Source organism: Ferruginibacter profundus, assembly GCF_054783275.1.
In genome coordinates, this window is the sequence record NZ_BAAGQW010000006.1 from 1 (window position 1) to 10,117 (window position 10,117).

Below are 10,117 nucleotides of genomic sequence, written 5' to 3' on the forward strand. Positions count from 1 at the left end.
GACTGATGATTAAACTAAGAATAACCTCTGACATTGTTAATGACAAGTATGAAACAATTTATTCAGACTCATTCAAAGTATTTTCATTGCCTGACTAAAAGCAGCAGCCAACATATGGTTTGGCATTATTGGGGCTTGACGAATATTGCCTCAGCATTTGTTCTTTATTGTGCTTTAGTTCGGGCAGGACGTTATAAATTTGGCGTATGAATAAAACATCAGCAATATTGCAATCATTGGGCTTCGGTTATGGACAGACAGGATTCTAATTCCCCAACAAACGCCAAGCCTTTTTCGTTACCTGTAATTGTAAAATGCGACACACCCCAATAATTTTCATATCAATTTTCATTTTGACTTCTTGTAAAAACCAAGAAGAGAAAAGTAATTCACAAATAAAATTCACTACAAGGCAACTTTTACTCAAATCAGACACAACAATTAGTTCAATTGCATTTTTTGATAACAAAATCGTTTGCCTTCAAGACAATGACAAAATTATTGTGCTTGACACCAACTACAACAGGCAAATTTCATTAGAAAACAAGCTGAATATTTATAAACCAAATTATCTTTTTACACTTCACGACACAGTTTTTATTGGAACAAAAAACAAGGCTTATTTTATTGACAACAACTTTGAACTTGTAGAATTTAAAAGAAAGGAAAGAATTTATGGCGAACGACTTTTCGAAGATAGTTTGTATTATGTGTATGGCTGTTGCGTTGGAGAATTTGGAGGTTCTGTTTTTTTCTTGAACAAAAAGACCAACAGGACATTTTCATATTTCGCAACTTGTGCAACTCAAGTTTTGAATTTCAAAAATGAATATGTTGTTTGCAACAACCTTGCTCATTTAGGACGAAGTATGAGCTTTTTATTTTTACCTGCACCAACAAAGCTTTATGAATTGACAGATGAAAAATTAAAAAATCATTGCAATTGGTACACAACAGTTGACAGCTTGAAAAATTATTGGGAGAAAAGCAAAATCGGTGATGTTAGATTTTATCGAGGCAGCTATGGTTCAATGTCATTAGTTACTTTTCCTGTCAAAGACAGCCTATATTCAATTATCTGCAACGACAGCTCAACCTTTGTTGCAGTTCATAAAGGTGACACAACATTATCAAGACAGATAATTCTCAACAAAACAATTTCTTTTCATCAATCGCAAGTAATTACAATAGGTCACAAACAAATTTGCCTATACAATTTGACTAACGGTTCGCCGTTTGCAGCTTATACAACGACTGGAAACAATTCAGGACTAATAGTAATTGACAATAATAGAATTGACATCTTAGACAAATATCAAGTAGCCCAGTGAGTGACAGAGAACAGCTACAGGCAACATTTGGTTTTATGCAAGTTGGGCTTGACCAGCAAACATCAACAAATTACAAATCCAGGCTGTGGTTCTGGCTGGCCAAACAACTTTCAACATTAGTTCTTAATTTCAACTTTATATTCCTGCCTGCCGGCAGGCAGGTTCAATCAGCAGTGTTTGTCGGCGGACGTCCCGAAAGCATTCGGGATATTTCCCAACCTGCATAAAGCCCTGTTCGTTAGCGGCAATTTGACAACCCTACATTTACAACTTCTTATGAAGAAAATAGTTTTTATAGTCTTGTTGTTTTCAAAACCCATCTTTGGGTTTAGCCAACATGAAACCATTCGGCTTATTGATTATTTGCATCCTCGACCCGACTCAATGACATTTAATTGTGTTTACAACTCTTTTCATGCAAATGGACTGCATGACACAGTTACTTTGGTATTTAAAAAACTTAACATCGAAAATTCAATTGCTTATTGTATCGCAAGTGTGGACGATACTACTGTTCGATATGTAGAATTGGCCAGTTTTATTGGTTCGGCGATGATGTTTAGAAACGATTCAATTTTATTAGCCCCGCTACAATGGGATAAAAGTGCAAACGACATTAAACTGAAAGACTTTATTTATTTTATTCCTTCAAATCTAAGACCGACGGATATTGTCACTATTAAATTGCATGACCGAAATATTATGTTATCAGGTTTTAGAAACGAAACTTTGAATATCGCTGGTCAGAGACTTAAAGATTGTTTAAAAATCAAAATAACAGAACAATATAAAGCGGCAAAGAAACCGTATTACGCATATGTTTGGTTGAACAAGACGAATGGAATTATTAAATGGATACGAGTAACACAGAGAACAGAAGTACGAGACCTAAGACACTAAAACTGCCGCTAACATTGGGTTTGCTGCAAGGCTGACTGGACATTGGAGCAATGGTCATATCGCTGTGGTGCATCATCCGGGCTGGACGTATCCCGATAGCTATCGGGATTGGGCCTTGTTTGTTAACCTGTACTTTTATATCTTTAACCTGCCTGCCGGCAGGCAGGTCAGCAGCGGTTCCGGGCGGACAAGCAATGAATTCCAGCCCTGCAGCAAGCCCTGCCCGTTACCTGCAAGCCTAAATGACAACTACTAAACGACAAATCGCACTTACCTTATTTTTTGTTTTCTCATTGTTGACAGAACAATTTATTTGGTATTTATTTCCTTTTACAGGACTTGGTGGACTTATTTGTTGGCCATCCGCATTTATTTTAGCAAGCTGTTCAACATACTTACTTTATAGACTTATAAAAAAAGAGAGTTCTAAAATTTTATTGGTCGGTATTTCTTTTACTCTTTTCATTTTGCAGTTTATATTCCTACTTTACATACACCCACAAGACTATGGTGGAGAGCCGATTGACCAACTAAAGCAATACTCAAAAACATATCGCAACTACAACCAAGTGAACTTTGATAAGTTTGATAGCTTAAATAATGCAGACCGAGTTGCTTTCATGTACAAGTACAAAAATAAATTGCCTAAAAGTATTTCGACATTGTATATTGACACATTAATATCGAGTTATACAAACCAATACGCACGACAATACACTATCTATAATTATGACAATTCCACTATTTACGACACTTCAAAATTGAAAGTATTACAAACTGATACTTCAACTTTTGTTCAAGAACTACTAAACAATAATGCCAAACACAAACTTTACAAAGGGTTCATTAATGACAATGGAGTAGGATTTAGCGACACACTAAATAAATGTCAATACAACATCAGCAAAGACTCATTTGACTTAAAGTCGGGAGCTGAAAAAATATTTTATAACTTGCTTTCGTGGACAAAGAAGGCCAGTAGGTAACATGGGGTTTTGTGCAAGCAGGGCTGGACGTTCAAACTTCGGCTGTTTGCATCGCTGTACTTTGGTTCGGGCAGGATGGAATTCTGTTGGGCTTTTAGTTGTTATCTTGTACTTATATTTCTTTATTGGGCTTCGGTTCGGGGCTGTACAATCAACAATGCCCTGCCTGCACAAAGCCCTGCCCGTTGGCTGAAATTTATCTAACTGTATACAAATCGAAAGTCGATAATTTATTTAATAAAAAGCAATGACTATCGAATCATATTTTCAAGACGGATTAGAAAAGAGTAAAAATAAAAATTTTTTAGGTGCGATTGAAGATTTCACAATGGCCATAAAATTATGTACAGAATCTTCTCCTAATATTGCAGAAATTTACTTTAGAAGAGCAGTAGCAAATTTTCAGATTCAAAACCCCAATGAAGCTGCAAGTGATCTTATAAAAGCTGGAGAATTAAACCCAAAATATCATCAGGGACTTCTTTGGGAAGAACTTTCTAATATTTAAACTTCAGCCAACAAAAAGTTTTGCGTCATTTTAAGAACCGACACCATTGAACAGAACGACAGACATAATTACAATAAACTCAATTGGACAAATTCCGACGCTTGAAACAATTCGGGCAATTCCACGTGAGCGGACATTGAAACTTGCTTTTGAAAAAGAAGTTCAAAATCAAAGAGAAGTAGTAGGACAAAATCTAAAAACTGAACTTGTTGGCTTTCAAGTTGGAATACACACAATTGAACCGGAAATAAATATTGCTAAGCTCATAACAGACAATGAAATTGAAGGTAATCAAGAATTTTTTGAGCAATGTGCAAAAGACTACCGACAATTAGGAGAAGAATTGCTATATAAGTTGGTCAACAAGCTTGACTTGAATTTAAATATTGAATTTCCAATGCAGACTTTTAACGAACTTAAAAGAGACGGAAGGTCTAATGGAAAAGTTGAAGGTTGGAATTACTATGCTCATGGTTTTCATTGTGGCTTTGTAAACATCAAAACTAAACAGGAAATAGAAGTTCCACTTGTATTTGGAAAAGAGTTTGGGGACTTAGACCCCTATTTTTTTTCAAAGTACATTAAATCGACACCGAAATATAAACCTCTACCCGTTGAAATTTTTGAAGATTATGCAGACGGAGTAAGGATAAATGAGAAAATGCTTTCACTTGGTAAGTTTGAGAGAATTAGTTCAAATGTTGGTAATCATTATGGAATTGTAGTTGCCGACAGGCAAAAAGTAGAAATCAAATCATATCTGGACTTGGAAAAAGAGTTCGAGAAACAAAACAGACAAACCCATAAGTCGAAATTTAACTTTTGGAAGTTTATAGGCTTGACAAAATAAAAACGAACACATAACAGGCGGTTTGGCAATATGGCGGGGCCACGCATATATACTCAATTTTTTGTTCGCTAGTCGGCTTCAGTTCCAGCCGACGAATAACACCGAGTAATAGAATAAACAATGAACTTTTAGTTATAAATTTAGCTGCGGTTACGGTCTGACGATTTTTAAATACCGCCACATCGCCAAGCGGTAGCCGTTACCAACAATGCTAAGACACACCATTCTATGCAAAAAATCACAGACATACACCAAGGCGACCTGTTGACATTCAAAGCGACTGACGATAAATATAAAGTGCTGCTTTGTACAAGTACTTACAAAGACAAAAGTCCGCAAAATTTCACTTTCGCTGCATTGACTTATGACAGTTTAGACAAGCCAACAATTACAGACATTCTTGACAGCGAATTTTTGGGAATAGGAAATACCAAGAATGACTATTTTAAATATTCCGACAAAGAGCTTAGTAAAATGTGGACTATTCATCCTGAAACTAAACCATACTTTTTAGGTTCTTACGGGCTTGTAATTTGGAGAAAAGACTTTATGAAGTTTCGTGACAATTTTGAATGCGTAGACAAATTAAGTATAGTTGACAATCTCGACAAAAACGGTAATGGTAGTATGAACGCAAGCGACTGGAATTATTTAAATAGTTTTTTTTCTGACAATTTTATTTCAGTTTTAAATAGCAGAGGACAGAAACCATTTAAATTAAAATCAATTCTCGTCGACTAATTTAAGCGACAAGTGACGAAGCACATGCTGGTAACATTGGGTTTGGTGCTATGCCGGCTGACGAATAAATTCTCATCTTTTTGTTCGCTATCAGCATCAGTCCGGGCTCGACATTCAATGTTCAGCTTTTTGTTGTTAACTTCAACTTCGGTTTTTCAATTGGGCTTCAGTTCCGGGCTGGACATTATAAATTCCAGCACAGCAGCAACCCCTGCCCGTTGCCAGCAATTATAAACGACCCCTTAACTAATGACAAAGTTTTTTACAATCATATTACTTTTAGCTTTTTCTACTTGCTCTTGTGGACAGACAAAGCAAAAATATTCTAAAGCGAAAATTTCAACGCCTATAACTATTGAGTTGCATAAGCCGAAGGACACATTTCAATATTTTTCATTTGCTGACACCAATTATTCAAGTTATACTTTGCCGACCCGTTTTACAAAACCTAAAAAGTGGTTACAGGCTGACAAAGACAGAAAAGGTATGTTAGGTGATTGGTATGGCGGTTCATATCCAGACAGTTTTAATTTACAAAACGCTTTAGCTTTAATTGACACGGCAACCGATATGTCATTTGGTTCCGCAAAAAGCTGGTGCATTAAAAATTACCAAGTCGCATTTCCATATTTGGTTGCACGACTTAGCGACAAAAGAAAGATTGGCTTAAATAACACTGCAGACTTAATTATATGGGACAGGATAGGTTCTGGCGACCTGACATTCTATGGACATGGCGGCTGCATTACGGAAGATGTTTTCACTGTTGCAGGTAGAGCCTCTTGGATTTTAAACCAACTAACTGGAGAAAATTTTGCGGTTGTTCACGGCGACTTAACACAACAACAAGCGAAAAAATTTAAACAGCTTTGGACAGACTACATAAGCAGACTGAAAAAATAACTGCTGGCAACATTAGTATTGCCAATAGTGGGATTTGACATTGGAGCAATCAGCAGCGGTAATTCTGCCGTGCAGCGGTTCGGGGCTTGACCTGCAAAGCCCAGCTTTAGTTCTTAATATTTAACTTTATCAAAAAGCCAGGCAGCAGTTCCGGGCGGACGAATATAAAATTCCCCACCATCGGCAATACCTGCTCGTTGTAGGCAACTTCAAATGAACAGTATGCTAAAGATTTTACTCGCTTTTGTTAGTATAGGAATTGTTGGTTGCGCCTCAAATCAATCAAAGCCTGATTCTAAATTAAATTCCACCATTGACACTTTCCTAATTAAGCCAATTTTCGTTGACACAAGTGAAGTTGAAGGTTGGGGTGGAGATATTAGGCTTTCATTTACTGAGAAATATTACACTGACACTTCTATAATTTACAATGTAAACTCAACTTTTGAAAATAAACATTTGCAATTCAAAGTAAGTGTGCCTAAAGAAGGCCATGTAAAGCTTGTTTTCAAAAGTCTAGGTGCTGGTAGTGATAATTTTGTACGTTTTTTGAAATATCTGTATTCAGGAGTTACAGACTCCTTAATAAAATTTAACAACCAAATATCTGTAGATTGTATTCACATGGGAAATTATGTCGACAGCCTAAATATGCAAAGCAATGGCACTTACACAACTACTCATACTTGTAAACTATTTTTTCAAGGCGAAAAAGAAAATGACTACGCTGAGCTTTACTTTAATATTAATGATGACGAACATTGGATAGAACTCAGAGAGAAAGACAAAGACTATAGAAATATGATCATTAAATTCTTGGCGACCAAATGAAGCTGCCTACAACATGGGTATTGCTAGCAAGCGGGGCATGACATTGAAACTTCAGCAGTTTGCATCGCTGTACTTTGGTTCGGTCAGGACGTTAATAATTAGGCTTTCGTTCATAACTTCAACAAAATATTTTCAATCAGCAGTTGTTCCGGGCAGGACATTATAAAATATCCCGCCTGCTGCAATACCTGGACGTAAGGCGCAAACAAACCGACAATGCTTGTACCCCAAAATTTTACTGACTTTCTATTTTGGTTTAAAGAAGCGACTGAAGCATCTTGGGCAAAACAAGAGCTGCAATCGGGCGAAAATATTGTCCCTCTTAATGCAAAGTGGGTAGGAATAAATGAATCAGAAATTGACGATATAGAAAAAAAATATCAAATTAAGTTTCCACCAGATTATCGTGAATTTCTAAAAATATTACATGCAGTAAACTTTAAACCAAAAGACGGACAATTCTTCTTTAACTGGTTAGAAAACGAACAAGTCATTGTCGACAAACTAAATTGGCCATACTTTTCAATATCACAAGACAGAATTTGGTTGAAGTCTTGGGGAACAATACCTGATTCACAAGACGAAATTGTCAATAGATTCAATAAATGGTATCGTGAGGCACCGAAATTAGTTCCAATATTCGGGCATCGGTATATCATAAGTGAGCCATGTAAAAGCGGAAATCCAATTTTGTCGGTGGTTGGTTCAGACACTATAATTTATGGTTGGGACTTGAAACATTATTTGTTGTCCGAATTTTCTGAATACATGCCCGATGAATTATTTGAAAGATTTTATGATGACGAAGACGACAGCTGGAGTAATAATTATAATGGCGAAATACAAGATATTTTTGACTCGAATTGGCTAAACTCTAGCTATGACGACATTCCGTATTGGGGAGAGTTAATCAGACAATCTGGAGGTAGTTGGAAATATCAGCCCCGACGAAAATAAGACCAACCAGTCTGCGCCTTACATGGGTTTTGTGTTATGGTGGGCTGACGAACAAAGGCTTATCTTTAGTGTTTCAATTGGCTTTTAGTTATGGGCTGGGCTGACGTTCCCTGATTCCCACCACAACACAAAGCCCTAAAACGTTGGCAGCTATTATTTTTACACCCTAATTATTTAAAAGTTGAGACAGTTACTAATTGTAAGTCTTTTAGCAATCTTCCTTGGCTACGGCTGTTCGACAAAACAATTTTCTCACTTCAAAGAACTTGAAATAACAATTAATCAACCTAAAATCGGGGAAGCTCCTGTAACATTTTTAATTATTCCTGGTGACATTTTCTATTGCACTTATCATACATTAAATGGTGACGCCACCTACAGGTATCTTTGGAGTAATCGCACAAAAGCATGGGAAGACAACAATCAAAATGCACTTATCGACAACTTCAATGAGATAAACTTCATTCAATTGGACACATTATATCATGATAATTCTTTAAAGGATTCTTTTGGAAATTTAAATTGCATTATAAGCTATAAAAAAGATTCTATTGCAAAACATATAACGATCAATAACGACAACAGAATTTCGCAACAAGCTATTCCAAAGAATATGTCTGAGTTTATATATCGCTTGTTAATTGCCGCCAATTCTAAAGACCGAAACTTAATCGACACAACAATAAACTTTAAAACTTGGACAATTAAGAATCAAAAAAACTTCCACTAACAGCTGCCAACAAAAAGTTTTGCGCAAACATGGCTGGACAAACAAAATTTCAGCAGATGTACGCAATTCAGCTGTGGTTCCGGGCGGACATTTCAACTTTGGTCTTTTGTTTTTAACTTCATCTAAACAAAATTATCGGCAATAGTTCCGGGCTGACAATTATAAAATTCCATGTCAGCGCAAAGCTTTGCCCGTTGGCAGTAATTGTAAGACAGACACTACAACTATGGACATCAAGACAACAAAAGAATATAAATTAAAAGGCGAGCGAAACAATAAGCCCAGACAACCCGTAATATGGAATGATAAGCTTTATGTAATTTTTGTCTATGACAAAAAAGGATTTACAGAAAGTAGGATACAATGTTTATGCTTAGACAAATTTGAGTTGATTTGGGAATATCAACTTAACCACGTAATAAATAATATTTTAGTAAGTGAAAACAATACTCTAATAGCAAGTTTTATGAATGGTTCTATTGTAAGTTTCAATCTTGACAACGGTCATGAAGTTTGGAAATTTAAAACAGAAGAAAGTAACATTGGACCCATTTCAAATGAGTATAGACACAAAATTGTTTTTTCGGGTATTCAGGCAAGAGCTACATCAACGTGGTGCATAGACACAACTGACGGGAATATCTTATGGAAACAATCAAACAAAGGACATTCTTACATCCCAATCATTCACAAAGACTTTGTATATAATTGTATAGGCAACGATATTTTTTGTGTTAATTTGGAAAATGGGTCAACCGTTTGGACACAGAATGAACCAAGCACTTTTTTATTCAATCCCAAAATATTTGGACAGTATGTAATTGCTTCCGGACACGGCGTTATAAATATTTACGACTTACAATTAGGACAAATCATAAACAAAATAAAAACAGGTGAACAAAGTTCAATAAGAGAAATAATTAATGATGAAGAAAACATCTACTTTGGAGATGAAAAGGGCTATTTTTATTCTTACAACCTTTCAAACTTAGAACCTAAATTAAATTGGAAATTACAAACTAGTGGAAAAATTCAGACCATTCCAGCAATTAGCGGAGAAAATATATTGCTTTTAAATGATAACAGTAAACTCTATGTTATTGACAAAAAATCAGGAATACCAATCCTTGAAAAGAAAATAAAAGGAGAAGGAAACATATCAGGTGTGATACTTGCTAATGATAAAATTTATTTCTCTTGTGGCGGTGGTAGTGTTTACGAATGCGAAGAGAAATAACAACTACTGCCAACATTGGGTTCCTATGTATATATAGACTTTAGAGAGTGAGAATAAAAATATTAATTTCTTTTGAAAGCAGGGAGTAAACAAGAGTTTATTTTTATTAACTCCTTGCCTTCGCCAGAGTTTTTTTCGGTTTA

At 35.8% G+C, this 10,117-nt stretch carries 12 protein-coding genes; all 12 read left to right on the forward strand.

Annotation, left to right across the window (positions count from 1 at the left end; genetic code table 11):
* The first annotated feature begins 353 nt into the window (after positions 1-353).
* Positions 354-1,331: a hypothetical protein gene (locus tag ACYVM0_RS26725; protein ID WP_460562517.1), complete on the forward strand. Its 978-nt coding sequence runs from the start codon at positions 354-356 to the stop codon at positions 1,329-1,331.
* On the forward strand, positions 1,328-1,558 hold the full coding sequence (locus tag ACYVM0_RS26730) for a hypothetical protein (protein WP_460562519.1): 231 nt from the start codon (positions 1,328-1,330) through the stop codon (positions 1,556-1,558). The genes ACYVM0_RS26725 and ACYVM0_RS26730 overlap by 4 nt, the downstream gene beginning before the upstream one ends.
* Before the next feature lie 49 nt (positions 1,559-1,607).
* Complete coding sequence (locus tag ACYVM0_RS26735) at positions 1,608-2,231, forward strand: hypothetical protein (protein WP_460562521.1); 624 nt, start codon at positions 1,608-1,610, stop codon at positions 2,229-2,231.
* Between the two features lie 242 nt (positions 2,232-2,473).
* Positions 2,474-3,217, forward strand: a complete 744-nt coding sequence (locus ACYVM0_RS26740; protein ID WP_460562523.1) for a hypothetical protein — start codon at positions 2,474-2,476, stop codon at positions 3,215-3,217.
* Positions 3,218-3,464: 247 nt separating this feature from the next.
* Positions 3,465-3,725: a tetratricopeptide repeat protein gene (locus tag ACYVM0_RS26745; RefSeq protein ID WP_460562525.1), complete on the forward strand. Its 261-nt coding sequence runs from the start codon at positions 3,465-3,467 to the stop codon at positions 3,723-3,725.
* 46 nt (positions 3,726-3,771) lie between these two features.
* On the forward strand, positions 3,772-4,575 hold the full coding sequence (locus ACYVM0_RS26750) for a DUF6896 domain-containing protein (protein ID WP_460562527.1): 804 nt from the start codon (positions 3,772-3,774) through the stop codon (positions 4,573-4,575).
* Between the two features lie 228 nt (positions 4,576-4,803).
* On the forward strand, positions 4,804-5,316 hold the full coding sequence (locus tag ACYVM0_RS26755) for a hypothetical protein (protein WP_460562529.1): 513 nt from the start codon (positions 4,804-4,806) through the stop codon (positions 5,314-5,316).
* Positions 5,317-5,565: 249 nt separating this feature from the next.
* Positions 5,566-6,219, forward strand: a complete 654-nt coding sequence (locus ACYVM0_RS26760; RefSeq protein ID WP_460562531.1) for a hypothetical protein — start codon at positions 5,566-5,568, stop codon at positions 6,217-6,219.
* Between the two features lie 222 nt (positions 6,220-6,441).
* On the forward strand, positions 6,442-7,050 hold the full coding sequence (locus ACYVM0_RS26765; protein WP_460562533.1) for a hypothetical protein: 609 nt from the start codon (positions 6,442-6,444) through the stop codon (positions 7,048-7,050).
* Between the two features lie 216 nt (positions 7,051-7,266).
* A complete protein-coding gene (locus ACYVM0_RS26770; protein WP_460562535.1) occupies positions 7,267-8,007 on the forward strand; it encodes an SMI1/KNR4 family protein in 741 nt (246 codons plus the stop codon).
* A gap of 181 nt (positions 8,008-8,188) precedes the next feature.
* Positions 8,189-8,737, forward strand: a complete 549-nt coding sequence (locus ACYVM0_RS26775; protein ID WP_460562537.1) for a hypothetical protein — start codon at positions 8,189-8,191, stop codon at positions 8,735-8,737.
* Between the two features lie 226 nt (positions 8,738-8,963).
* Positions 8,964-9,974 carry a PQQ-binding-like beta-propeller repeat protein gene (locus tag ACYVM0_RS26780; protein WP_460562539.1) on the forward strand — a complete coding sequence of 337 codons (1,011 nt, stop codon included), beginning with the start codon at positions 8,964-8,966 and terminating at the stop codon, positions 9,972-9,974.
* Positions 9,975-10,117: the final 143 nt, after the last annotated feature.

Excerpts from the sequence above, each read along its gene's own strand:
- ACYVM0_RS26740 (WP_460562523.1), top strand. The coding sequence starts at position 2,474 with ATGACAACTACTAAACGACAAATCGCACTTACCTTATTTTTTGTTTTC.
- ACYVM0_RS26780 (WP_460562539.1), top strand. The coding sequence starts at position 8,964 with ATGGACATCAAGACAACAAAAGAATATAAATTAAAAGGCGAGCGAAAC.
- ACYVM0_RS26755 (WP_460562529.1), top strand. The coding sequence starts at position 4,804 with ATGCAAAAAATCACAGACATACACCAAGGCGACCTGTTGACATTCAAA.
- ACYVM0_RS26765 (WP_460562533.1), top strand. The coding sequence starts at position 6,442 with ATGCTAAAGATTTTACTCGCTTTTGTTAGTATAGGAATTGTTGGTTGC.
- ACYVM0_RS26760 (WP_460562531.1), top strand. The coding sequence starts at position 5,566 with ATGACAAAGTTTTTTACAATCATATTACTTTTAGCTTTTTCTACTTGC.
- ACYVM0_RS26770 (WP_460562535.1), top strand. The coding sequence starts at position 7,267 with ATGCTTGTACCCCAAAATTTTACTGACTTTCTATTTTGGTTTAAAGAA.
- ACYVM0_RS26735 (WP_460562521.1), top strand. The coding sequence starts at position 1,608 with ATGAAGAAAATAGTTTTTATAGTCTTGTTGTTTTCAAAACCCATCTTT.
- ACYVM0_RS26745 (WP_460562525.1), top strand. The coding sequence starts at position 3,465 with ATGACTATCGAATCATATTTTCAAGACGGATTAGAAAAGAGTAAAAAT.